The 24039-nt window shown below is 44.6% G+C and carries 30 protein-coding genes; 13 read left to right on the forward strand and 17 right to left on the reverse strand.

The features are described 5' to 3' along the window. Positions 1-6: 6 nt before the first annotated feature. The 4 genes from F9L33_RS03195 (at position 7) to F9L33_RS03210 (ending at position 4185) form a co-directional block, all read left to right on the forward strand. On the forward strand, positions 7-1152 hold the full coding sequence (locus F9L33_RS03195; protein ID WP_152141282.1) for a saccharopine dehydrogenase family protein: 1146 nt from the start codon (positions 7-9) through the stop codon (positions 1150-1152). 64 nt (positions 1153-1216) lie between these two features. After that, positions 1217-2464, forward strand: coding sequence for an Hsp70 family protein (locus tag F9L33_RS03200; RefSeq protein WP_152141283.1), 1248 nt, complete (start codon positions 1217-1219; stop codon positions 2462-2464). A 69-nt stretch (positions 2465-2533) separates the two neighbouring features. Then, a complete protein-coding gene (locus tag F9L33_RS03205) occupies positions 2534-3463 on the forward strand; it encodes an AEC family transporter (protein ID WP_152141284.1) in 930 nt (309 codons plus the stop codon). A 107-nt stretch (positions 3464-3570) separates the two neighbouring features. Beyond that, positions 3571-4185: a Hint domain-containing protein gene (locus F9L33_RS03210; RefSeq protein WP_152141285.1), complete on the forward strand. Its 615-nt coding sequence runs from the start codon at positions 3571-3573 to the stop codon at positions 4183-4185. Between the two features lie 7 nt (positions 4186-4192). Here the strand turns inward: F9L33_RS03210 and aroQ are convergent, their stop codons facing one another. Then, positions 4193-4627: a type II 3-dehydroquinate dehydratase gene (gene aroQ / locus F9L33_RS03215; protein ID WP_152141286.1), complete on the reverse strand. Its 435-nt coding sequence runs from the start codon at positions 4625-4627 to the stop codon at positions 4193-4195. A 341-nt stretch (positions 4628-4968) separates the two neighbouring features. Here aroQ and thyX point away from each other — a divergent pair, with 341 nt between their 5' ends. Next, on the forward strand, positions 4969-5883 hold the full coding sequence (gene thyX / locus F9L33_RS03220; protein WP_152141287.1) for an FAD-dependent thymidylate synthase: 915 nt from the start codon (positions 4969-4971) through the stop codon (positions 5881-5883). Beyond that, positions 5884-6219: a hypothetical protein gene (locus F9L33_RS03225; protein WP_152141288.1), complete on the forward strand. Its 336-nt coding sequence runs from the start codon at positions 5884-5886 to the stop codon at positions 6217-6219. 180 nt (positions 6220-6399) lie between these two features. On the opposite strand, the gene F9L33_RS03230 is transcribed toward F9L33_RS03225, so the two are convergent. Together F9L33_RS03230 and F9L33_RS03235 are read right to left on the reverse strand one after the other, a co-directional pair. Beyond that, positions 6400-7617, reverse strand: coding sequence for a GTP-binding protein (locus F9L33_RS03230; RefSeq protein WP_152141289.1), 1218 nt, complete (start codon positions 7615-7617; stop codon positions 6400-6402). Between the two features lie 156 nt (positions 7618-7773). Next, positions 7774-7977, reverse strand: a complete 204-nt coding sequence (locus F9L33_RS03235; RefSeq protein WP_152141290.1) for a DUF6525 family protein — start codon at positions 7975-7977, stop codon at positions 7774-7776. Between the two features lie 441 nt (positions 7978-8418). Here F9L33_RS03235 and F9L33_RS03240 point away from each other — a divergent pair, with 441 nt between their 5' ends. Then, positions 8419-8727, forward strand: coding sequence for a hypothetical protein (locus tag F9L33_RS03240; RefSeq protein WP_152141291.1), 309 nt, complete (start codon positions 8419-8421; stop codon positions 8725-8727). A gap of 122 nt (positions 8728-8849) precedes the next feature. Here the strand turns inward: F9L33_RS03240 and F9L33_RS03245 are convergent, their stop codons facing one another. Further along, entirely contained in the window at positions 8850-9056 is a 207-nt protein-coding gene (locus tag F9L33_RS03245; RefSeq protein WP_152141886.1) for a cold-shock protein, read from the reverse strand. 382 nt (positions 9057-9438) lie between these two features. Continuing rightward, the gene (locus F9L33_RS03250) at positions 9439-9645 is read right to left on the reverse strand and encodes a cold-shock protein (RefSeq protein WP_152141292.1); all 207 of its coding nucleotides are present in this window, start codon (positions 9643-9645) and stop codon (positions 9439-9441) included. A gap of 207 nt (positions 9646-9852) precedes the next feature. Here F9L33_RS03250 and F9L33_RS03255 point away from each other — a divergent pair, with 207 nt between their 5' ends. Further along, complete coding sequence (locus F9L33_RS03255) at positions 9853-10179, forward strand: ArsC/Spx/MgsR family protein (protein ID WP_152141887.1); 327 nt, start codon at positions 9853-9855, stop codon at positions 10177-10179. Positions 10180-10219: 40 nt separating this feature from the next. On the opposite strand, the gene F9L33_RS03260 is transcribed toward F9L33_RS03255, so the two are convergent. The 10 genes from F9L33_RS03260 to cysG form a co-directional block, all read right to left on the reverse strand. Next, on the reverse strand, positions 10220-10765 hold the full coding sequence (locus F9L33_RS03260) for a DoxX family protein (RefSeq protein ID WP_152141293.1): 546 nt from the start codon (positions 10763-10765) through the stop codon (positions 10220-10222). 11 nt (positions 10766-10776) lie between these two features. Then, positions 10777-11523, reverse strand: coding sequence for a DUF2063 domain-containing protein (locus F9L33_RS03265; RefSeq protein WP_152141294.1), 747 nt, complete (start codon positions 11521-11523; stop codon positions 10777-10779). Beyond that, the gene (locus tag F9L33_RS03270) at positions 11520-12392 is read right to left on the reverse strand and encodes a DUF692 family multinuclear iron-containing protein (protein WP_152141295.1); all 873 of its coding nucleotides are present in this window, start codon (positions 12390-12392) and stop codon (positions 11520-11522) included. The genes F9L33_RS03265 and F9L33_RS03270 overlap by 4 nt, the downstream gene beginning before the upstream one ends. A 62-nt stretch (positions 12393-12454) precedes the next feature. Continuing rightward, on the reverse strand, positions 12455-12757 hold the full coding sequence (locus tag F9L33_RS03275) for a DUF2282 domain-containing protein (RefSeq protein ID WP_152141296.1): 303 nt from the start codon (positions 12755-12757) through the stop codon (positions 12455-12457). Between the two features lie 190 nt (positions 12758-12947). After that, on the reverse strand, positions 12948-13778 hold the full coding sequence (locus tag F9L33_RS03280; protein ID WP_152141297.1) for a ferredoxin--NADP reductase: 831 nt from the start codon (positions 13776-13778) through the stop codon (positions 12948-12950). Between the two features lie 48 nt (positions 13779-13826). Beyond that, on the reverse strand, positions 13827-14258 hold the full coding sequence (locus F9L33_RS03285) for a DUF934 domain-containing protein (protein ID WP_152141298.1): 432 nt from the start codon (positions 14256-14258) through the stop codon (positions 13827-13829). A gap of 3 nt (positions 14259-14261) precedes the next feature. Next, positions 14262-15002 (reverse strand): phosphoadenylyl-sulfate reductase, encoded by a 741-nt coding sequence (locus tag F9L33_RS03290; protein WP_152141299.1) that lies wholly within the window; start codon positions 15000-15002, stop codon positions 14262-14264. Between the two features lie 5 nt (positions 15003-15007). After that, entirely contained in the window at positions 15008-16675 is a 1668-nt protein-coding gene (locus F9L33_RS03295; RefSeq protein WP_152141300.1) for a nitrite/sulfite reductase, read from the reverse strand. Positions 16676-16678: 3 nt separating this feature from the next. Further along, positions 16679-16978 carry a DUF2849 domain-containing protein gene (locus tag F9L33_RS03300; RefSeq protein ID WP_152141301.1) on the reverse strand — a complete coding sequence of 100 codons (300 nt, stop codon included), beginning with the start codon at positions 16976-16978 and terminating at the stop codon, positions 16679-16681. Then, positions 16978-18375, reverse strand: coding sequence for a siroheme synthase CysG (cysG, locus tag F9L33_RS03305; protein ID WP_152141302.1), 1398 nt, complete (start codon positions 18373-18375; stop codon positions 16978-16980). The genes F9L33_RS03300 and cysG overlap by 1 nt, the downstream gene beginning before the upstream one ends. A 150-nt stretch (positions 18376-18525) precedes the next feature. Here cysG and F9L33_RS03310 point away from each other — a divergent pair, with 150 nt between their 5' ends. Together F9L33_RS03310 and F9L33_RS03315 are read left to right on the forward strand one after the other, a co-directional pair. Further along, complete coding sequence (locus tag F9L33_RS03310) at positions 18526-18987, forward strand: Lrp/AsnC family transcriptional regulator (protein ID WP_152141303.1); 462 nt, start codon at positions 18526-18528, stop codon at positions 18985-18987. Positions 18988-19053: 66 nt separating this feature from the next. Beyond that, positions 19054-20037, forward strand: coding sequence for a hypothetical protein (locus tag F9L33_RS03315; protein ID WP_152141304.1), 984 nt, complete (start codon positions 19054-19056; stop codon positions 20035-20037). Between the two features lie 38 nt (positions 20038-20075). Here the strand turns inward: F9L33_RS03315 and F9L33_RS03320 are convergent, their stop codons facing one another. Then, positions 20076-20474 carry a hypothetical protein gene (locus tag F9L33_RS03320; protein WP_152141305.1) on the reverse strand — a complete coding sequence of 133 codons (399 nt, stop codon included), beginning with the start codon at positions 20472-20474 and terminating at the stop codon, positions 20076-20078. 50 nt (positions 20475-20524) lie between these two features. Beyond that, on the reverse strand, positions 20525-21727 hold the full coding sequence (locus F9L33_RS03325) for a pyridoxal phosphate-dependent aminotransferase (protein WP_152141306.1): 1203 nt from the start codon (positions 21725-21727) through the stop codon (positions 20525-20527). Between the two features lie 111 nt (positions 21728-21838). Here F9L33_RS03325 and F9L33_RS03330 point away from each other — a divergent pair, with 111 nt between their 5' ends. The 3 genes from F9L33_RS03330 (at position 21839) to hemA (ending at position 24028) form a co-directional block, all read left to right on the forward strand. Next, positions 21839-22108, forward strand: a complete 270-nt coding sequence (locus tag F9L33_RS03330; protein WP_152141307.1) for a succinate dehydrogenase assembly factor 2 — start codon at positions 21839-21841, stop codon at positions 22106-22108. 65 nt (positions 22109-22173) lie between these two features. After that, positions 22174-22683, forward strand: a complete 510-nt coding sequence (locus F9L33_RS03335; protein ID WP_152141308.1) for a MarR family winged helix-turn-helix transcriptional regulator — start codon at positions 22174-22176, stop codon at positions 22681-22683. A 121-nt stretch (positions 22684-22804) separates the two neighbouring features. Next, the gene (gene hemA / locus F9L33_RS03340; RefSeq protein ID WP_152141309.1) at positions 22805-24028 is read left to right on the forward strand and encodes a 5-aminolevulinate synthase; all 1224 of its coding nucleotides are present in this window, start codon (positions 22805-22807) and stop codon (positions 24026-24028) included. Positions 24029-24039 lie beyond the last annotated feature (11 nt).

Raw genomic sequence — 24039 nt, forward strand, 5'->3', positions numbered from 1 at the left:
GAGACTATGGCAACAATCAATTGGGTCGGCACAGGACTGTCTTCTATTCCGGGTTTACGTCGCTTAATAACTGCAGGCCACGATGTAGTCGTGTGGAACAGAACCGTTGAAAAAGCTAAAGCTGAATTGGATGATCTGAATGCAGACATTCGCACCTTTGATCTTGATACGTTGAAATCCACCTTAACAGCAGGTGATCTGGCAATCTCTATGCTACCAGGTGAATGGCACGTTCCAATTGCCGAAGCCTGTTTTGAAAAAGACGCACATTTCGTGTCGTCATCCTACATTTCCCCTGAAATGGCCGCGTTAAATGACCATGCAAAAGCAAAGGGCTTGTGCTGTGTTAACGAAGTGGGGCTTGATCCAGGTATCGACCACTTAATGGCGCATTGGTTAGTGGCGGATTACCGTGCCTCAGATGCTTATGATGCCAATAATGACCTAAGCTTTATCTCTTATTGTGGAGGTATCCCTAAAATCCAAAATGACTTCCGCTATAAGTTCAGTTGGTCACCGTTGGGTGTTCTAAAAGCTCTTACATCACCATCTAAATCAATACGTGATTTTAAAGATTATGATGTTGCACGCCCATGGGATGCTGTCAGCTCTTATGAAGCACCATTGGAAAAAACGGAAAGCTTTGAAGTTTACCCAAACCGCAACAGTATCCCATTTATGCAGGATTATAACTTTGATCCGACATGGAATGTAAAAACATTCGTGCGTGGCACATTACGTTTAAATGGTTGGGCCGAGGCATGGAAAGATATCTTTACAGAGATTGAAACGCTTGAAGGTGCGGCAGGTGATGCACGTCTCAAAGAAATGTCAGATGGCTTCTGGAAAGCACATGCTTACGACGAAGGCGAACCAGATCGCGTTGTGATGTGTGTAGCTTTGAAAGCAGAGCAGGGGGATGAGGCCGTTTATCATAAAACATACGCAATGGATGCTTGGGGTGACGAAAAGTCAACGGCTATGGCAGACTTGGTCTCTATAACGGTTTCAATGGCTGTCGAATCTGTGCTTGCAGGTGAAATAGAAGCGGGTGTTACACCCGCGCCAGGATCTATGGAACTGGTTGCAAAATGGTTGGATACTGTGGATGGCATTGTACAACATTTAAATATTGTTGATCACACTACCTAAATAGACTTGAGCCGTTCTATAAACTGTTCTAAATGCCGTCTTTCCAAAACACCAAAGGCGTAACATGACCAACAACACACTCGGCATAGATTTCGGAACATCCAATTCTGCCGCTGGTGTATTGGTGAATGGAAAGCCGCACCTTATTGAAATTGAACAGGGACAGAAGACCCTACCCACATCCATATTTTTTGATTTTGACACTCAAAAGACCTTGATTGGTAGCCCAGCAAATGCATCCCTAATTCGCGGTGAAGAGGGGCGATTTATGCGCGCCCTTAAAAGCGTGCTTGGCACATCTTTAATGAATGAACAACGCCGCATTATTGGTCAAACGCTTAGCTTCTACGACATTATTGCTTTGTTTTTAAAACAATTGAAAAGCCGCGCCGAAGAAGCCTGTTATCAAGAGTTTGATTACGCCTTATCAGGTCGCCCAGTTTTATTTCACTCCAATGACGCAACCAAAGACGCCAAGGCTTTGGCTGACCTAACAAGATGTTATGAACTCGCAGGGTTTAAAGGCGTTGATTTCCTTTATGAACCAGAAGCCGCAGCAATCGCAAATGGGGCTTTAGAGACGGATGAAAATATTGGCCTGATCGTAGATATTGGTGGCGGTACATCCGATTTTACAGTGTTCAAAAGCAAAGGCCAAACTATTGATATTATGGCCAGTCACGGCGTGCGTATAGGCGGCACAAACTTTGATAAATCAATAAGCGTCGATCATGTTATGCCACTTCTTGGCAAGGGCACAGATATCCGCAATGAAATGGGCTCTGGTACATTGCCCGCACCAAATGCGATTTTCCAAGATTTAGCCACGTGGGAGAAAATCCCGTTCATGTACAGTCAGGATACACGTAAATCTGTCGCTAAGATGCATAAAATGGCAGTGGAAAAACCACTTTTTGCCCGCCTTGAAAGTGTTTTAGAGCATGAGCTGGCCCATGAAATGGCCTTTGCTGTGGAAACTGGGAAAATCCAAGTGAATAAAGCCGACCAAGACAGATCAAAGATTGACCTAAGTATGATTCAACCAGACTTGGCTGCAATCTTGACCCAATCAGACTTAGATATATCGTTGGCCATTCACGCCCAAGGTATCAAAGAGTGTGCATTGGAAACAGTCAAACGGGCAGAGTGCAACCCCAGCCAAATAAACACGGTCATATTTGTGGGTGGCTCGAGTTTAATGTCAGTTGTTGGGCAAACGATGGCCGATATTTTTCCACAAGCAAAACAGCAATATTCAGATGCATTTACGGCTGTTGTTGACGGCTTAGCGATTGCAGCGGCAGAAGGTTGAAATTCGTATTTACAGACCTAAATGATTTGCCTAATGGGCTGTTAAAACGCTTATTATCGGAATTCTTCCATGTTTAGTATTGCACTCCTTATCGCCCCAATCTTTGCTTTGCTTGTCATCGGAAATCTATTGCGCCGTCACGGCGTGTTGGATACAGACTTTTGGCGCTTAAATGATCGGCTGGTCTATTGGATACTGATGCCCTCATTACTGTTTTATAAAACGTCAACAGCAGATTATGATCTATCCCTTGTCAGCACGTTCGCCACCGTAATCCTTGGCAGTTTCGTTGTTGTCCTTATCTATGGCATTATAATATGGCGCTTGTCATTTTTCTCAGGTGCCGTTTCCAGCTCCATTATGCAAGGTGCTCTACGTCACAACACATTCGTTGCCTTAGCCCTAACCGAACGCATATACGGGGCAGAGGGTTTGGCACTCGGCACATTGGCCTCTGCGATGTTGATCCCAACTACTAACTTCTCAGTCGTCTCTTTAATGGTCGTAATGACAGCAAAAGATAAATCGCAAAACATCGTTACTGCAATCGCACGCGATCTTTTGCGAAACCCACTGCTATTAGCCGTTCTCGCAGGCTTTGCCTGTAACACGGCATTCAGCGGAGATATACCAATCTTACATGACACCACGCGCATTTTAGGCCAAGGGGCACTGCCAATCACATTGCTCAGCGTAGGGGCCAGCATCCGTATCAAACAAATGGCAGCCGATTGGAAACCAATGAGCTTTGCCATCTTTGGCCGCATGATCCTATTCCCAGTCGCGACATTTATCATCGCCCAAATGATTGGCCTCACAGAACTGCAAACAATGGTTGCCTTAATCTTTGCATCTGTCGCGACAGCATCTGCCTCCTATACATTGGCAAATCAAATGAACGGAGACGCACCTCTTATGGCCGCGATCATAACATTCCAAACTTGCCTGACGTTCATTACAATCCCTGTGACACTTACTGTGGCGGCATTTGCATTTTAATCTTAGTAATAAAACTTGAAAAATATAATCTAATGAACATGTTAAAAACACATTCTTGAATGATGAATAAAGGTATCAACTCATAAAGTTCTGATTGGATCATACAGATGTCAATCGTTTCAGATCGCAGCGATTTTTCCGCGCCCTATGGGGCATGGATTGTTGCAGGGTCTCGAATATTCACGAAGTTTGGAGTGGTGCGCATAGAAAGCCTATCCATTGATGATGAGGTCATCACAAGGAGCAATGGATTTCAGAGGATTCAATATTTAGGAAATACGCGCCAGCATGATGAGAAATTCAAAACTTCCATCATGATAAAGACAGGCGTTATTAATAATGAACAAGATATTTTTGTGTCACCTGATCATAAGATATTAGTTTACGGCTCCAAAATTAAACAAGAGTTTGGCAAGCTCGAATATCTGGTGGCAGCCAAAGATTTAATCAATGGCAGCAGTATTGTTAAACTAGATGCGAATGATCTAGAATATCATTGTGTGCTCTTTGAAAAGCACGAGGTAATTTATGTAGAAGGGGCAGCCTTAGAAAGCTTTAACTTAAATGATATCAAAGCGCAGGGCGGTATGTTTTTTGACAAAGGCATGACTGAAATTGCCATTCAAAAACAAGCCAGCTTTACTGAAACAACCAAACCAATCTTAAATCGAACCAAAGCATCCGTTTTGCGAGACAACCCTGATCTTATGCTACGCGATTAGTATAAATCTACCCCAGATGCTGAACCATCCGTTCAATCGCCATCGGATACCCATCTGCGCCATGCCCCATGATTGCATCAAACGCGACACGCCCCACATAACTTATATGGCGAAACTCTTCTCGGGTATGAATATCTGACAGATGCAACTCTAGCGTGGGCACTTCAACAGAAGAAACCGCATCCATAATGGCAATTGATGTATGCGTATAAGCACCCGCATTGATGATGATCCCATCAAACGCTCCACGCGCTTCATGTATCCAATCAATCAACACACCTTCGTGGTTCGACTGCCGACATTCCACTGAAATTCCCATAGCCACAGCTTTATCCGCACACATCTGTTCGATGTCTGCCAAAGTCGTGGTGCCATAAACCTCAGGCTGACGTGTGCCAAGTAGGTTCAAATTCGGGCCGTTCAGGATCAATATACGTTTCATAATTCTGTATCTGCCACGGTTAGCCCCAAAAAACTAGACTATAAAAGAGCGGGAGAAGGGGCGGGTTGCCGGCCGGGAGAGGGCAACCCGCAGAAGAAAGGATAATCAAGCAAGAACATCCTCTACAATTCGTATCTAACAGAACTCAGATCATTGAGAGTGACGAATATCACTCTTTACCCAAAGGAAATAAAATAATTTCCCTTAGGGTAAGGCGCTCAACCCAACGTCAAATGAAAAAACCTGCAAGAAACCCCGATATAGTAGTTCACGAAAACGCTATCGCTAGATATAGTGGCAGGTGAATCATAAAAAAGACCAACGGGACGCAGGGAACAAACATGCCATTAACACCAGAACAACAGGCCGAAATCCAAGATCAACGCGCACAACAGGGGACAACCCGCCGCGCGATATCCGAAGGTATGGAAAATCACCTATACACGGCACATGAAGTTCTGGATCACGGGCTGATCCGCGTCATCGATTACATGGGCAATGACAGTGCCATCACCCAAGCCGCCCGCGTATCATACGGCAAAGGCACCAAAGCGGTGACAAATGACGAGGGTTTAATCCGTTACCTTATGCGCCACTGGCATTCCACACCGTTCGAGATGTGCGAAGTGAAATTCCACATCAAACTCCCAGTGTTTGTTGCACGCCAATGGATCCGTCACCGCACAGCGAATGTGAACGAATACTCTGCACGCTATTCCATCTTGGACCGCGAATTCTATATTCCAAAAGCGGAACACCTTGCCGCCCAATCCGTGATCAACAACCAAGGCCGCGGTGAAGCCTTAACAGGCGCCGAAGCGGACGCCGTGTTGAAATACCTTAAAGACGACAGTGAAAAAGCTTATGACCATTACGAAGAAATGATGGCAGAGGGGGATGACAGCAAACAGGGCTTGGCCCGCGAATTGGCTCGCATGAACCTGCCAGCCAATGTCTATACCCAATGGTATTGGAAGGTCGACTTGCACAACTTATTCCACTTCCTACGCCTGCGCGCCGACAGTCACGCCCAATACGAAATCCGCGTCTACGCCGAAAAAATGTGCGAAATCGTCAAAGACTGGGTGCCAGCAGCCTATTCAGCATTCGAAGACTACCGCATGGGCGGCGCCAATGTATCCGAACGCGGCCTAGAATGCCTACGCCGCCGTTTGGCAGGGGAAGAGGTCACGCAAGAGAACAGCGGCATGTCTAAAGGTGAATGGCGTGAGTTTGAGGCGATGATTAAGGGGTAGATGGTTGATTATCGAGAAATTTCTCAAGATTACGCTCAAGGTGCAATAAAGGCAGCTTTTGCTTTGAATGGAACTTCATGCATAGCTATAGTATCTCAACTTTCCGATATTCGTGATAGTTTATTTTCTAGTTATGTTGGCCTTAGTTTGAAGCTTTGGTGTATTGGCCTTTCCCTGTCAGCATTGACTTGGATTATAGGGTTTGCGTCTGCAAGATATGTGGATAAATCGTATAATGAATCTGGGGAGTGGCAATTAAAAAGAGCTAACGAACTTATGATTGGTGGTTATGTCATTATAATTACATCTATTTTGTTTTCTTATTCGGCGCATTAAATTTAGCTAATGGTTTTAACTCTTAATTAATCACCACAAACACCAGCGCCCGAGACGAGGGTGGGCGCAATGCGCCCTCCCGTGGGGGAGGATCGGGCGCGTCCGTGCTATGCACGGACATGGTTATGGCTGGCGTTGTGTTGTACTGTGCGCAGGTTTCAACGCACCGCACAAAAATATCTACGCAGACTTTTGCATTTCAGCCTGAGCCCAATTCGGGAACGGATCGCTGTATTCTGGCAGTTCTTCCACGCTCTCCGCAATCCCTTCAGGGATCAAAGCACCGTCCAGTTTCGACGTTAAATCCAGCCAGTTCATCCCTGTGCCAATAAACACGATCTCTTGACGGCGATCGCCCCATGGTTCTTGCCAATGTGTTTCCATATAGGCGCGTGCGGTTTCATTCTCTGGCCATCTTTCCTTTGGTGTGGTTGCCCACCACTGGCCAAGCGGTTTCACGGATGACAAAGCCCCCGCCAAAGAAAACTCTGCAACCCACTCAGGACGTGATGCAATCCAAAAGTGGCCTTTGGCGCGGATCACACCTGGCAAAGCGCCGTTTAAAACGGCCAAGATTTTTTCTGGGTCAAACGGGCGGCGTGCGCGGTATACGAATGTTTTCACATCATATTCATCGCTTTCTGGTATGTGATCGGCAAATCCATACAGCTCTTTTGCCCACATCGGGTGATCATGTGCAGAAGCGAAATCAAACAGCCCTGTGTTCAAAATCTCTTTTGCTGGCACATCAGAATAGCTGCTGCGAATGATCTTAGCGTCCGCATTCAAGCTTCGAATAATTTTCAACGCCGCATCCACCTGATCTTTTGTGGCATCTACAACTTTGTTCAGCACCACAACATCCGCAAATTCGATTTGCTCGACCAGTAGGTTTACCAAAGTACGGTCATCCTGTTCGCCCAAGCTTTCACCACGATCGCTTAAGAAGTCATGGCTTGAATAATCATTCAGCAGGTTCACCGCATCCACAACAGTCACCATTGTATCAAGGCGGGCTATATCAGACAGGCTTTGGCCGTCTTCATCACGGAACTCAAATGTTGCGGCTACAGGCAGGGGTTCGGAAATACCCGTGGATTCAATCAACAAATAATCAAAACGACCATCCTCAGACAATCTGCGCACTTCTTGCAAAAGGTCATCACGCAATGTGCAGCAAATACAACCGTTCGACATTTCAACCAATGTTTCATCTGTGCGGCTCAGTTCTGTATTCGCGCGAACAAGGTCTGCATCGATATTCACCTCGGACATATCATTCACGATGACAGCAACTTTTAATCCATCACGATTATTTAAAACACGATTGAGCAAGGTGGTTTTGCCTGCACCAAGGAAACCAGATAAAACTGTTACAGGAAGACGGGTGTCGGACATTATAGTGCCTTTCTATTTGATATGTTATAACATAACATACATAGAGCATAAAGAAACTACAACCATTACTGTAAAATTTTCTCTGAATAGGGTTGGAGCCATATATTATATGATCATCCGTTCCTTATCCTTTGCCAATGTCCGCCCTTCTGTCGTTTACAAGGCCATCAAAGCACCTTCAGCATTTTCGCCTTTTGACAAAGTTTTCACCCAAATACGCTTGGCAGATTTCGGTGGCCAAGGCAAAACAACCTCTGATAACCATACGCGCAATGGAGCAGGGAGGGTATCGTAAGATTGCACTGGATTAACCACGCGCTTTTTCCCGCGAAGTGATGTTGAGCCTAAATTCTTGTTCATTGATGTGCATAGGGTAAGTAATTTAAGTGCAATGTTATGCCATAATGCGAAAGCATAAAGGCAAGCGTTGGTTAAGCTATAGTTCACGCATAATATTATTCCCCCGAAGGGGTCTGCGGGGGCGGGGAACCACCGCAGACAAATCTTCTACTGCTCAAGAAGACTTTCTATGAATTCACCGCCGTGGGAGGGCAATGGTAAATCCAGTTTGGCATGATCGGATAGGGAAAGATCAGTCTGCCATGAATTGAGCATATGATATTATATCTGGAAGGTGTGTAATGCACATTACGTAAAGAGCTGAGCATATCTCTTAGAAACCTACGTAGTCGATAAGTTCGAAATATGGTATTTTATATATGTGTCACAATATTGCCCCGAAGCCATCTCAATCTTGGCACAACCCTTCGTCATAATGTTCGAAAAGTGCAGGAGCAGTCCATGAATTTTATCATAAGTTACAGCAGTGTTGAGGGTGTATCTGCGTATACCAAAATTACGGCAGCTAATTTGATTGGGTTTTCATTTATTCTTCCCATCGCTATGTCATATGCCCCTTTGCCTTTCCCAACAGCGCTTTTGGTATTGGTTCTATATCTGATGATGTCTCATGTCCGTCATTGGGAACGTGATAACACGTTGACGGATCCAGAAGGGGTGCGTTTGGACTGGTTTCGCAGTGGTATCTATTTATGGATGCCGATGGCATGTGGTGTGTTTTCCACGATTTTGGTGGCAACAGTCATTTAAAGTGGTCTGACATTTGTCATACGTCCAGTGCACGCACTGTGCACGCGGATCATACATCAGTTTTGCATAAAAAAACGGCGATCCGAAGACCGCCGTTTCAAAATTCCGTAAGCTATAAAAGCTTATGCAAGTGCGATTGCAGTTGCGTTTTCTTTACCGTTACGGCCAGTTTCTAGCTCGTAAGATACTTTTTGGTTGTCGTCCAAACCTTGAAGGCCAGCCGCTTGAACAGCAGTGATGTGTACGAATACATCGTCGCCGCCTTGGTCAGGTTGAATGAAGCCGAAGCCTTTAGTTGGGTTAAACCATTTTACAGTGCCAGTAGCCATCTGTTTATCTCCTAAGTTTCCGCGCACGACATGCCGCGGTGTGGTGTTATCTCCTTGATCCCATTGCAGAAATACAAGGCGGCGCACGGCCGTTAATACAGGACTTTCAAGCATCAGATTTAGGAACTTGGAAAGGCCGGACACTCTGTTAGGAGAGAGGCTGAAACCGTGCAGACCATAATCTGCGTAAGTCTCTTAATTCATCGAATTCTACTAATGTATAACGATCCGAAGACCGCCGTTATCATATATTAAGTGGCACATAAGCTGGAATAGGGGCATCGGTCAAGGGGTATCGGTTTTTGAGACTTTGATAAGCGGGTTTCCCCAAACAAAAACGGCGACCAATGGCCGCCGTTAAAAATCATGAAAAAACAATGAATTATACAAGAGCGATGTTCGTCGCGTTTTCCTTGCCGTTACGGCCAGTTTCTAATTCGTATGTTACTTTTTGGTTGTCGTCCAAACCTTGCAAACCTGCAGCTTGAACAGCCGTTACGTGTACAAATACATCGTTTCCGCCATCATCAGGTTGAATAAAGCCGTAGCCTTTCGTTGGGTTAAACCATTTTACGGTGCCATTCGCCATCCGTGTTCTCCTTCGTAGTGCCACGCGCGACATGCCGTGGGGTGGTGCTGCTGTAGTATTCTCGGTATCAGCAGGCATCACGGGGGAAGTCAGCGGATCAGTGGAACAATTAGCTTTACATCGTGGATAATGGTTCGATTCTGTTGAATTGCAAGCATTTCCTTTGAGGGTTATAGATTTCGGCAATTAACGGAGAATCTGATGAATATTACACTATATGGACTAAAGACCTGTGATACCTGCAAAAAAGCTTTAAAATCACTATCTGCAGCTGGGCATGAGGTGACTTATGTTGATGTACGTGCAGATGGTGTTGCACCGGCTAAATTAGCAGAGTTTCAAGGGCTTTTTGGTGATGCGCTGACAAATACACGCTCAACAACCTGGCGCGGTTTGGATGAAACACAACGTGCACGTCCAGCATTAGAGTTGATTGCAGAAAACCCAACCTTGATGAAGCGACCTGTCATTGAAACAGCAAATGGTTCATATTTAGGATGGGGAAAAGATGTTCAAGCACAGTTTGAAGATTAAGGAAAAGGCCTTAGATATCTACTCTAAGGCCTTTTAATTATTAGCGAATTTTAAGAACGCGATCCAAGGATAATGGTCCTGCGCCTTTTACGATCATCGTAATAAGTAAAGTGATCCACAATAGACGTTGATCCAAGACCAAGCTGTCTGATGCACGGTCAAACCAAGAGCCGAATGTTGCAGAATCAAGGTCATGCCCTGTTTTATCGACGAATGATTGTACAAAAACAAACCCAATCATGCCGATCGCAGCAAAACGCGTGAATAAACCAACGAGGATTAAGAAAGGTAGAACAAACTCTGCGGTCGTACCAGCAATCGCAATCAGTTTGTAGATACCGCCCAATGCACTGCTGTCGTATCCAACAGCATCAAATACTTTTGGGAACATCTGGATGTATGCGTTGTCATTCGGGAATAAGAAGCCCAGAACGCCATCGCCAACTTTGGTTTTTGCAGAGTTCCAGAAATAAACAAGCAAAACAGCAGCAAAAGCAAAACGTGCCAATGTTGGAAGCAGCCATGTGCCTGCTAACTTTGTGATCATATCTATGACCTTATTATAGAGTGTAAAAATTGCGTTCATGATCATCCCCTTTATATGTTTATGTGTGTGATCAGTTGGTGTGTCAGTAATAATCCAAGCGCTTGGCCCAGATCAAAGGTTTCATCGATACCCAGTGTTGCCTCATAGGCTTCGCCAAGTGTGTTATTCTGTAAGTTTGATAAAAAACAATGTGTTGCATCATCTATTTCAACCATATCTACGTCTAGTTCTGGTCTAAATAATAGAACGGCTTGTGCCACAGCTTTTGGTTGCGGTGCCCCTTCAACCATATTCATGTTCCATATTGAAAGAACTGGATATGCTGATTTAAGCATCCGGGCAGCTGGTGATAATTCTAATTTCACGTTCATCAGATCTTCGGGCGCAATAGCGCCAAGAGCATCAGGTGAAATCGCGATGCTGTCTGTTGCATGATAGCTGCTGCGACGCGCCAGTTCCAAACGGGCAACATCTGGCAGATAGGGAAGCTGTTGTACGTGTTCAAAGTTTTCTAAAAATTCAGGGAAGGCTTCACCGTAAAACATCATCATTGGTGTGGTCGGCGGATGTGCACGAACATAAACGCCTGCCATCGCTTTGAAAAATTCATCTCCGACCAATTTATGGATAGCTGGAAAGGCTGTTTCCATTGCATCAATCAGGCTGACCACCACATTATTGCGGTAGACATCAAAGCGTTTGCCAGCAGGACGGCCTTGATAATCAACCATGCCTGCGGGTGTCGCCAAGTCTGCGTTTAACAGGGCGGCTGTGAAATCTGTTTGCGTTACGGTCATTCTGCAGCGACCAACTGCGCGTTTGCCAGCAAATCATCTGCAAGGCGGGCTTCATTGGCTAGAACATCCCAGCTTGGAATGTCATTGTCCCACTCAATCAATGTTGGGCGTGGGCCAGATTGTTTAAGCGTATATTCATATAATTCCCAAACAGGATCAACGACTTGGCGTGAATGGCTGTCGATTAACAGCGTTTCGCCATGATCGTCTGCATCTTCTTCATGCCCACCTAAATGGATTTCCCCAACGTGCTCTAAAGGATAGGCATCAATATAGGCTTCTGGGGAATACTGTTGGTTGGTTGCAGAGATGAAAACGTTGTTCACATCAAGCAGCAAACCACAGCCTGTACGTGTTGCAACTTCTGATAAGAAATCAATTTCAGACATATCGCTTTCTTCAAAAGCGCAATATGTGGATGGGTTTTCAAGCAGCATACGGCGGCCAACTGTATCTTGCACTTGATCGATGTGATCAACGACACGATCAACGACCGCTTGTGTGTAAGGCACAGGAAGGAGATCGTTTAAGAAATGCGTTTCATGTGTAGACCACGCCAAATGTTCAGAAAACAGGGCAGGATTTAACCAGCTTACCAGATGTTTTAGGCGTGCAAGGTGATCTGCATCCAATGGACCTTCAGCACCAATAGACAATCCAACACCATGACAAGACACGGGATACATATCGCGAAGATGTTTAAGCTGCGCTATTGGGCGACCACCGTCACCCATATAATTTTCGGCGTGGATTTCGATCCAACCGATTGCAGAAGGGTCTTTCAAAATGCCATTCAAATGTTGTGCTTTATAGCCTACACCCGCGCGATTGGGGATTTCAGGGATGTTGGCAGAGCTTTGATCTAGCATTGTGAAAACTCCTTTTCAGGGTAGGTGTGGCAGAGTGTCCGCCACACCAAAAGACTTAATGCTTATGCAGGGATGTCGCGTGAAAGCTCTTCCAAAGAACCTGTACGTGGTGTGCCGTCTGCAAGTGCTGGTAGTTCGATACCTTCACATGTACCTTTAGCAACCAATGACCATGCGTTACCTTGGTAATCTACTTTAGATGTACCTGCACATGATGTACCTGGACCAGCTGCACAACCGTTTTCACCAGCCAGAGCAACGCCGTAGCATTTTTCTTTACCAGCTGCTGAAGCTGTGTGTGTTTGCGCTGTAAGAGCTGCTGCAACTGCTGATGCTACTGCTAATGATTTTACTGTTTTTGACATTGTGTGTCTCCTTGAAGGGTCTGTTAATACTGTTCGCTTCTTTGCGATGACTAAGACTTAGCAAAATAAATGTCTAACGCGCCACTCACATCGATGTGAATAACATGTAGTTCAGAGTTTGTAACATTACGGGGGCTAAAACGCAAAAAAGGCTGGAAAACCAGCCTTTTTCAATAAGTTTTGTTACAGATTAGCCTACAAAGGCTTTTTCCACTACGAATTCAGCAGGGGCACTGTTAGAGCCTTCTGTTAGGCCAGCAGCCTCACAAATCTCTTTAATGTCGGTATTTAGACCCATTGAACCACAGACCATCAAGCGATCTGTTTCTGGGTTCAATGGTGGAAGACCAAGATCAGCAGCCAATGTGCCGTCTTTCATCAATGTTGTGATACGGCCCATCTTTGGGCTCTCTTCGCGTGTCGTTGTTGGGTAATATTTCAGTTTGTCACCAACCATTTCACCGATCAAAGGATCAGTCGCCAATGAGGCAATTAAGTCTGCGCCGTATTTTAGTTCCGCCACTTCGCGGCAGGTATGGCACATGATCACTTCGTCATAGCGTTCATATAGATCTGGATCACGCATCAATGATGCAAATGGGGCAATACCAGTACCTGTTGCAATGAAATACATGCGTTTTGCAGGTAAGAGCGCATCTAACACCAATGTACCCACTGGCTTTGGACGTACGATGACTTCGTCACCAACTTTGATATTTTGCAATTTAGATGTCAAAGGACCGTCTTGAACTTTGATCGAATAGAATTCCAATTCCTCGTCCCATGATGGAGAGGCGATAGAATAGGCACGCAACAGTGGTCTTTGCTTGCCAGTTTTTTCATCAGGATCACCCATAAGGCCGATCATTACGAATTCACCAGAGCGAAACCGCAAGGATTGCGGGCGCGATAGGCGGAACGAAAACAAATGGTCCGTATAATGTGTAACGGACTTTACGATTTGTGCATCTGGCAGCACTGGTTTAGCTTTTTCTGTTGTCACAACTGATTGCTCTGTCATTGGTCTTACTTTCGGGAGTGTCTATAGAGGGATTATAGAGAGTTGTTATTACGCTTTTTGGCGCATACGGGATTGGTAATCATGGGCTTTCCAATCTGCGCGGAATTGCCATTGATCTTCGGGCTGGCGTTGGGCTAGCTCATCGGAAATTTCTACTTCATCAAAACCACAGCGACGCGCCATAGCGTATTGGTCTGCTAAGACGTGACCATGCGCACGAATGCGGCCTGTATAGCCCAGCATGCGCAAATGGCGCGCGATTGAAAAACCGCGACCATCTGCAGAAGAAGGGAAATTGATGCGGATGACAGCCGCTTGATTGAAATACGGCTTAATCTGCTCTGCGCCCACAGTATTGGGAACATCCAGACCGTAGCCTGCATCAGCACCGTAAGAGGAAGATGTTACACCCTCCCAATCACGGAAACCGTCTTCCCAATCATCAGCTACAAAGCCAGTGTCATTGATAAGTTGTGTCATTCGTTACTCCGCATCTGCACGCGCTGTAGTACCATTGTCGAAATGGATACCACATTCTGTTTTTTCAACCCCACGCCAGCGGCCAGAGCGTTCATTCTCGCCATCTTTAACAGGGCTGGTACATGGTGCACAACCAAGGGACAGATAGTTTTTAGCTACCAGCGGGTGGCGCGGCAAATCATTATCTACGATATAGTCACGCACATCGCCTTTGCGCCAATGGCTGAGTGGGTTTATTTTGATGCGTTTGTTATCTTCGTTCTCAAACAACGTCAATTCAGCGCGTTGACCCGATTGGAAACGCTTACGGCCCGTGATCCATGCATCAAAACCGCTCAAGGCTTTTTCAAGAGGCTCTGATTTACGCAGGGCACAACATGCATCTGGATTTGACTTGTGTAGTGTACCAGATGGATCGCGTTCAGCGATTGCAGTTTCATCCGCTTTGATCACGCGCACATCTTTCAGGCCAAGCTTTTCAGAAAGCTCGACTTGATACTCAAGTGTTTCTGGAAACAACATTTCCGTATCAATGAACAATACAGGTGTTTCAGGTTTAATAAGTGACACCATTTGCAACAACACAACAGATTCAGCACCAAAAGAAGACACCAAAGCCACATCACCAACGATAGGATCGTTTAAGGCATGACGTAAAACAGGGATTGCCGCATGGTGGCGGTAATATCCGTTCAACATCTGAACCCGTTCATTAATTGAAATATTCGAAATCTCAAAAGGCATAATATTTACTCCGCAGCGACGCGCGTTTCAGGATAAAGCGCCGCTTTAAACGGTGCTGATCCCAAACGGCGATACGTTTCAAGGAAAGTTTCATCCGCGCTTGTGCGGACTTCTAAGTAAGCGCCGACCAACCGTTCGATCGCAGGTACGATTTCTGTATACGAGAAACCTGGGCCAGCACGTTCGCCAATTGCAGCATTTTCAGAGCCGTCACCACCCAAAGTGATCTGATAGCTTTCAACACCAGCTTTATCCAAACCAAGGATACCAATGTGACCCACGTGGTGGTGACCACAAGCATTGATACAGCCAGAGATTTTGATTTTCAGTTCACCAATCTCATGCTCAAGTTTCAACTCGTCAAAACGTGTTGCGATTTGCTGTGCAATAGGGATCGAGCGCGCTGTAGCCAAAGCACAGTAATCCATACCCGGGCAGGCGATGATGTCTGAGATCAAACCAATGTTAGCCGTCGCCAAACCATGTTCACGTAATTTTGCATGGATTGCAGGGATGTGCGACTTGTGCACGTGTGGCAGGATCACGTTTTGCTCGTGGCTGATACGCAGTTCGTCATGCGCGTATTCTTTCGCCAAATCTGCCATAACGCGCATTTGTTCGGATGTCGCATCACCCGGTGTTTGCCCGTGCTTCTTGATGCTGATCGAAACGATCGCATAATCAGGATTACGATGTTCAAACAAGTTTGTATCCGCAAAAGAACGGAAAATAGGATCGCTGTTCACAGCCTCATCAAAAGCAGTAGTTGGTGCTTTCAAATAATCAGGTGCAGCAAAGGCTTCGCGAATGTCTTTGAACAACTCTTGATCATAGCCAGCAAAGGCTTCGCGTTGGATGATGAAACGTTCTTCAACCAACTCCTGAATTTTTTCGATACCGTTTTCATGTACTGTGATCTTAATACGCGCTTTGTATTTGTTATCACGACGACCAAGGGCGTTATAAACTTGCATGATCGCTTCTGAATACGGCAGCAAGTCTTCGCGTGGAAGGAATTCACGCAAAACCTTACCGATCATCGGTGTACGGCCCAAACCGCCGCCGACAAGAACTTTGTAACCAATTTCGCCAGCTGCATTCTTAACGACCTGAATACCAACATCATGCGCTTTAATAACAGCACGGTCTGTTTCAGAGCCAGTTACTGCAAACTTAAACTTACGACCCAAGAAGGCAAACTCTGGATGATCTGTTGACCATTGGCGCAACAACTCAGCAGTCGGGCGCGGGTCTTCAATTTCGTCCTTAGCAGCGCCAGAAAAATGGTCGGCGGTCACGTTGCGGATACAGTTGCCTGATGTTTGAATGGCGTGCATTTCCACGTCTGCCAAAGCTTGCAACATATCTGGCACGTCTTTCAGTTTTGGCCAGTTGTATTGGATATTTTGACGCGTGGTGAAATGGCCATAACCTTTATCCCACTTGTCCGCTACATCTGCCAACACATGCATCTTTTGTGAATTCAGCGTGCCATATGGGATTGCAACGCGCAGCATATAAGCGTGTAATTGCAAATACAGGCCGTTCATCAAACGCAAAGGCTTGAATTCATCTTCTGTTAGGCTGCCATCAACGCGACGTTCCACTTGGGAACGGAATTGTTTCACACGTGTTTGGATGAAATCTTTGTCAAATTCGTTATAGCTGTACATGGGTTATACCTCTGCTTGCTTGCCGTGGTGGTAGTTTGATGGACCACGGGTGCGAAACTCTTCGCGGAAATGAGTAGGGACTGGTTTGCCGTCTTCTAAAGCGGCATTCGCCAAATATGCGCCAACCAGATATTCGGAAAGCTTGCTACATGCCGCCAACAGCTCATTGGCTTGCACTTCATCTGTTAAATAAAGTGCATCATCATGGGATGTGACCCAATCGCCATTGGCGCTGTAATAAATCACGTCACCTTCCAAAAGGCGGTTTGCTGTTAGAACTTTAGGGGTAAATGCACGAGCCATTATGCCAATTCCGTTTCTTCAAGTGTTTCTATTTCGTCCATTGCTGCACGTGGTGATAAGCCAAGTAGGATGACGGCAGGGCCATCAACATCTGCCTTGCTGATCACGTCAGGCAAACCCAATAGGGTGGTGGACAATATGCGTTGATCTGGGCGCGATGCGTTTTCAACGATGGTAATAGGCGTGGACTCTGAAGCACCAAACATCATCAGACGACCGCGCAAGTACGCTGAGGCACGTTTGCCCATGTAAATGACGGCTGTTGAGCCTGTTTTTGCTAGCTCTTTCCAATCGTGATCAGCAAAGCCATCTACATCGTGACCCGTTAGAATACGAAGGGAAGAATTGCGACCGCGTTTTGTAAGCGATTGACCAATGCTTGCAGCTGCTGCTGATGCAGCAGTGATGCCAGGCACGATGTTAAAAGGAATGCCTGCATCTGTTAGGGCATCCATTTCTTCATCCAAACGACCATAAATTACAGGATCGCCAGATTTTAAACGGACAACATGATGGCCTAATGCGGCGTGTTTGATCATGAGTGCGTTGATATCATCTTGTTTCCAAGATGGGCCGAAGCCCTTTTTACCAGTTTCGATCACGATTGCTTCGCGGCGCGCGAGTTCCAAAACGGGTTTGGAGACGAGTTGATCGTGGATCACCACGTCAGCTTCGTGTAATAGATTACGTGCCTTCAGTGTTAAAAGTTCTGCATCACCAGGGCCTGCACCCATCAACCACACGCGACCATTTTCAGCAGCCGTTGAAAGTGTTTGGTTTAGAAGGGCATCAAGTTCTTCTTCCACGGCAGGTTTGCCACCATTCGCCAAGGCCAATGGACCGCGCTTGAAATAGAATTTTGACCAAAAGTCACGGCGACGACGTCCCATTGGGATCTGATCTGCAACAGGGCGAAAGGCTTGACCTATACGCGCAAGTACCCCCAATTGTTCTGGCAGGCTTTCTTCAAGCTGTTGCTTGATCTTACGTGCCAAAACTGGTGCCGCACCCTCTGTGCCAATCGCAACTGTCACAGGGTCACGGTCTACAATGGCAGGTGTTATGAATTGGCTGTCTTCCAGATTATCAACGATATTGATCAATGCGCCAGCTGTGCGACCCAGATCAGTTACACGTTTATCTTCAACAGCATCTTCATTCGCACCGTAAACAAGAACAGCACAAAGTGCGTCGCCTTCTTTCATTGGGCGATCAATATAAGTAATTTTTTCGCTTAGAGCCCATCTCAAAACCTCATGATGAGGTTTTGTGCCAATCACAGTGATATGGGCTTCGGTTTTCAAAAGCAGGCGTAATTTAGCAACCGCGCATTCACCAGCACCAGACACGATGACACGTCTACCAGCGAGGTTCATAAAGATCGGAAAGTGGCGCATGGCTTGTTCCTTTCGGGTTGGCTTTCAAAACATATAGCGTTATTAGAATAAAATTCCTATATCATAGGGTATGTAATTATAAATTAGAAACTTTGTTCTGATTTATTGAGCTAAGAGAATAAAGTATTTTGATTTGAAGGGAAAAATAGAATGGCAGACCAATTAGATGCGATTGATCGAAAAATTCTTATGGAACTGCAATCAGATGCCTCACAAAGTCTTGATGAGATTGCTAAGAAAGTAGGGGCATCTAAGACACCTGTATGGAACCGCATCCGTAAGTTTCGCGATTCTGGACTAATCAAAGCAAACACAGCTATTTTGGACCCTGAAAAACTTGGTTTAGAGGCTTGCTTCTTTGTGCTTGTTCGAACGTCTGAACATGAAAAAGAGTGGCAGGATAAATTTTTGAAGGTTCTTATGGACCGCCCAGAAGTGCTGGAGGCCCATCGTTTGGCTGGTGACATCGATTATATTTTAAAAGTACGCGTTCAAAACGCGAAAGCCTATGATGCATTTTATCAAGCCATGATTGATGATGTACGTATTTTTAATGTGACGGCCTTGTTGTCGATGGAAGAGATTAAGGCGACTACGGTTTTATCTATATAAAGTCATTAAAAAGTCTTTTTTTATCAGTATAATTCGATAATAAATTTATTTTTAGGTAAACTCATAATGATATTCCGTGTCCTTTTCTATTTTGCGATATTTTCGATTTCGCTGTCAAATATAGCTTCATCAGAAGAGCTCTTAGATCGTTCTAATATTCGATCAAAGGTTGACTACCTTTTTTTCAATAAAGATTTTATTGGCGTAGATGCATTGGCAGACGAATATAGAGATACTAGAGCGCGTACTGATAGCGGAGTATGGAAACTTGCTCAATTATATTATGGATTAGGGGATTCAATAAAATATACACGAATTGCTTCGGATAAGAAGCAATTGGATAACATTACTAAAGAATACTTAGAAAAACACCCCAATTCACCTACAGCTATCATTGCGCGCAGTAAGTTCTTTGTTGCATTGGCCTGGAGTTATCGTGGAGGCGGTGTTGCGAGTACCGTTCCTGATGATGCGTGGGAGCCATTTTATGAGAATCTAAAATTAGCTCAGAGCCTTCTTCAGGAGCACAAAAATATAGCGAGCTCTGATCCGCATTGGTATGCTTTAAATATTGAGATACAAAAAGGCTTGGGACGTTCTCAAGGAAATTTAGCGGCAAGCATTGCAGAAGGTGTTCAAGTATTTCCATATTATTATGATATTTATTTTCAGGCCGCTTCAGCCCTTTCTCCTTTTTGGAATGGCAGCCGTATCCATATTGACGCTTTTGCCAGAAGCGCTGCAGAAAGCACAAAAGATATAGATGGTAATAGTGTCTATGCGCGCATCTATTGGTCGCTAAAGAAAGGTTTGCGGAAAAGTGAGAAGCTATTTCGTGATTATGATGTTGACTGGGAGAAAATGAAGCGAGGTATGGAGGATATTATGGTGCAATATCCAGACCAATGGAATATAGTTAATTTTGCAGTCTTTTCCTGTGAGGCGGGGGATGTGGACACAACACGAGATTACATAGAACAAATTAGAACCGATAAATATCACTTCCTATGGAAAAAGGATATTTCTTTTGAAAAGTGTAGTAACTTATAGATAGTAATAAAATTATTGCTAAGCTTTAAAGATAAGCCTTACTTTTTCATTAAGATGTTAGATTTTTTGCGAACTAATACGGTACGTAAATCATGCATTGCCATCAATAAATCATCTGCAAATAGGTCAACTTGTTCATCTGTTGCATCAGATTGGACCCATTGTGCTGTATCATTTAAATGATCCACAGCACGTATAATATCATCAACTTTTCGCGCAGCTAATTGCTTTCGGCGGTCCACAACCCATGCGTCAATGTCGTTGCGTTCAGCAGCTGTTGGAGATTGATCTCCTTGCGGTTTTACTTGTCCATTACGTATATTCACCACCGCAATTTGTTTTAGTTCCAAGCGGCGTTGACGGTTTTCGGTATCCACACGAAATACTGCGGCGCCGTTTTCACGTACTCGAAAGAAAAGCTCTGATTTTTTACTCATTCTGCTAGATACCTGCTATTTTTTCTTTAAACATTACTTTGGCTTTATCTTTAGGTCAACGAAGCGCAAAAGGTCTGAATGCGTGTACAAGCATCCTTTAATTGTTCTTCAGATGTTGCATAACTTACTCTAAAGTTAGGGCTTAAGCCGAAAGCTGCGCCGAAAACAACCGCAACGCCATATTCGGACAGTAATTCTGTTGCAAATTGTTCATCTGTTTCTATTTTCACACCTGATGGCGTCGTTTTTCCGATACAACCCGCAATTGACGGATAAACATAAAAAGCGCCTTCTGGGGAATGGCACTTTATACCTTCAGCTTTATTAAGCATTTCGACAACCATATTGCGGCGTTTTTCAAATATTGGGCGGCTAAATTCGATATAATCTTGTGGACCATTCAAAGCTTCAACTGCCGCCCATTGGCTAATGGAAGAGGGGTTAGACGTACTTTGTGATTGAATTTTGCGCATAGCAGCAATCAGGTGTTCGGGGCCCGCTGCATATCCAATACGCCATCCTGTCATTGCGTAGGATTTTGAAACTCCGTTTACTGTTAATGTACGTTCATAAAGTTTTGGCTCTATTTCGGCAGGGGTGCAAAATTTAAAATCATCATAGGCAAGATGCTCATACATATCATCTGTCATCACCCAAACATGAGGATGACGCAGTAAAACGTCGGTGAGTTCTTTGAGTTCTTCCTTTGAATAACCAGCACCTGATGGGTTTGAGGGCGAATTAAAAATTAACCACTTAGATTTTGGTGTAATTGCGGCCTCTAACTCTGTGGCCGTAAGCTTGTAGTTATTATCAATAGACGCTTGTGCTATAACTGGAGTGCCACCAGCCAATAGGACCATATCGGGATATGATACCCAATAAGGGGCAGGTATAATAACCTCATCATTAGGATTAACTGTTGCCATCAATGCATTGTAAAGTGTCTGTTTTCCGCCAGTCCCAATAGATATTTGTGATTTTGTATAGTCCAAGCCATTGTCACGTTTAAGCTTATCGCACACGGCCTGTTTTAATTCAGGGATACCATCAGGGGCGGTGTATTTTGTTTTTCCTGCATCAATTGCAGCTTTCGCTGCATTTTTGATGTTTTCAGGGGTATCAAAATCAGGTTCGCCTGCGCTCAATGCTATGACGTCTTTGCCTGCGGCTTTTAGTTCTGCAGCATGTGTTGTGATTGCAATTGTAGGGGATGGTTTTACACGTGATAGAGTTTTTGCTAAAAATGACATTAAATTTCCTGCTATACTTCCACAGAATTACTATGCTTGCCTTTATGTTTGTGCAAGTCGGGACTTGTGGTTTTTTTCTGCTTCGTTATCAAACCCGAAAAGGGGATTGTTATGTCTGAGGATCGCGAAACACGTTTAAAACGTCTGCGCTTACGTTCGTGGCGACGTGGCATCAAGGAAATGGATTTAATGTTTGGCAGCTTTGCTGACGAAAAGATGGCGGAACTTACTGACGCTGAATTGGATGCTCATGAAATCTTAATGTCTGAACATGATCAGGACCTTTTGGTTTGGGTGACAGGCCAACAAGAAACCCCAAAAGAGATCAAAACAGCGCTTTCACGCGTAAAAACGCATTATTTTACAAAAATAAACTCATAATTTAACGAGTTGTTTGAGTTTACCCGTCATGAATGAACCAGAGCAGTATCTGGTGGAGTAAAAGAATGAGCGTTTATGAAAACATTTCCGCTGACCCGGTTAAACAACAGGGCAGCGCTTTTTTGGGGTATTATTTAGAGACCCTTTCTATGGTCGAACGGTTGCACAGATTATTATTGGATGTGATTAAAGATGAATTTGAACGACTAGGTTTACTAGATATTAATTCAGTTCAAGCTTTATTGCTTTTTAATATTGGCGATAACGAAGTGACGGCAGGTGAATTGAAATCACGCGGTTACTACCAAGGCTCTAATGTCTCTTATAATCTGAAAAAACTTGTCGAATCTGGTTACATGGAACACAAACGATGTGAAATTGACCGTCGTTCTGTACGTGTCCGCTTATCTGAACGTGGTCGCTATATTCGTAAGGTTGTATCTGAGCTGTTCGGTCGACATTCTGATGGTATTTTAAGCAAAGACGTTCTGGGGGATTTAGATTTAGGAGATCTGAATGGTACATTACATAGATTGGAACGTTATTGGGGCGATCAAATTCGATATATTTATTAATAAACCGTGCTAAAATATAAACAAAAATGAAAAATCTGTGACATTTCGTACCTTGGGAGATTTTTAGCGTGCAGTGCAAGTAGTTTCGTTTTATATCTGACTTGTAAGCTAGGAAAAGACTATGGACTACCAAGCCAGAATAGACTCCGCACTTGAAGCCCTACATGATGAAGGGCGTTACCGTGTATTTCAAAATATTCGCCGTAAAAACCAACAGTTTCCTAAAGCTGTTTGGACAACTACAAACGGCGAAGAGCGTGATATTACTGTTTGGTGTGGCAATGACTATCTTGGCATGGGGCAAAACCCAGTCGTTTTGAATGCAATGCAAAAAGCAATTGAGGTTGCTGGTGCTGGATCAGGTGGAACACGAAATATATCAGGCAACACATCTTATCATAAAGACTTAGAAGCCTCGCTTGCTGATTTACACGGCAAAGAAGCGGCTTTGGTTTTCACATCCGCATATAATGCAAATGAAGCAACGCTTTCGGTATTGCCACGTTTATTTCCAGGTTTAATTATTTATTCAGATGCATTGAATCATGCGTCTATGATCGAAGGTATTCGCCATGGTTTTGGTGAGAAGCGTGTTTTCCGCCACAATGATGTTGCTCATTTACGTGAGATGTTGGAACAAGCGCCAAAAGATGCACCAAAGTTGATTGCATTTGAATCACTCTATTCAATGGATGGTGATTTTGGTCCTATTGAAGAGATTTGTGATCTGGCTGACGAGTTCAACGCATTGACATATATTGATGAGGTTCATGCTGTTGGCCTTTATGGCCCTCGCGGTGGTGGTATTGCCGAACGCGATGGCTTGATGGATCGTTTAGATATGATTAATGGCACTTTGGCAAAGGCTTATGGTGTGATGGGCGGGTATGTAACATGTTCTGCAAAATTGGCAGATGCTATTCGTTCATATGCTCCAGGATTTATATTCACGACATCATTGGCACCTGCAATAGCAGCAGGGGCACTCGCATCTGTTGAGTATTTAAAAATACACCAAGAGTTGCGTGATGAACACCAAGCCCGTGCGCGCAATTTAAAAGAGCAGGTTAAATCATTGGGCATGCCTATTGATGATTACGGCAGCCACATTGTACCTGTGCATGTTGGTGATCCTGTTAAATGTAAAATGCTATCTGATAAGTTATTAGAAGATTATGGCATATACGTTCAGCCAATTAACTTCCCAACAGTTCCGCGTGGAACTGAACGGTTACGGTTTACACCATCACCAGTGCATACGGATTCCATGGTTCGTGAGCTGGTTGTCGCCCTTGACGAACTTTGGGGTCACTGCGCACTAAACCGCTCACAAATGGCTGGCTAACCTTATTTAGT

This window comes from Amylibacter sp. SFDW26, from assembly GCF_009184395.1.
GTDB lineage: Bacteria > Pseudomonadota > Alphaproteobacteria > Rhodobacterales > Rhodobacteraceae > Amylibacter.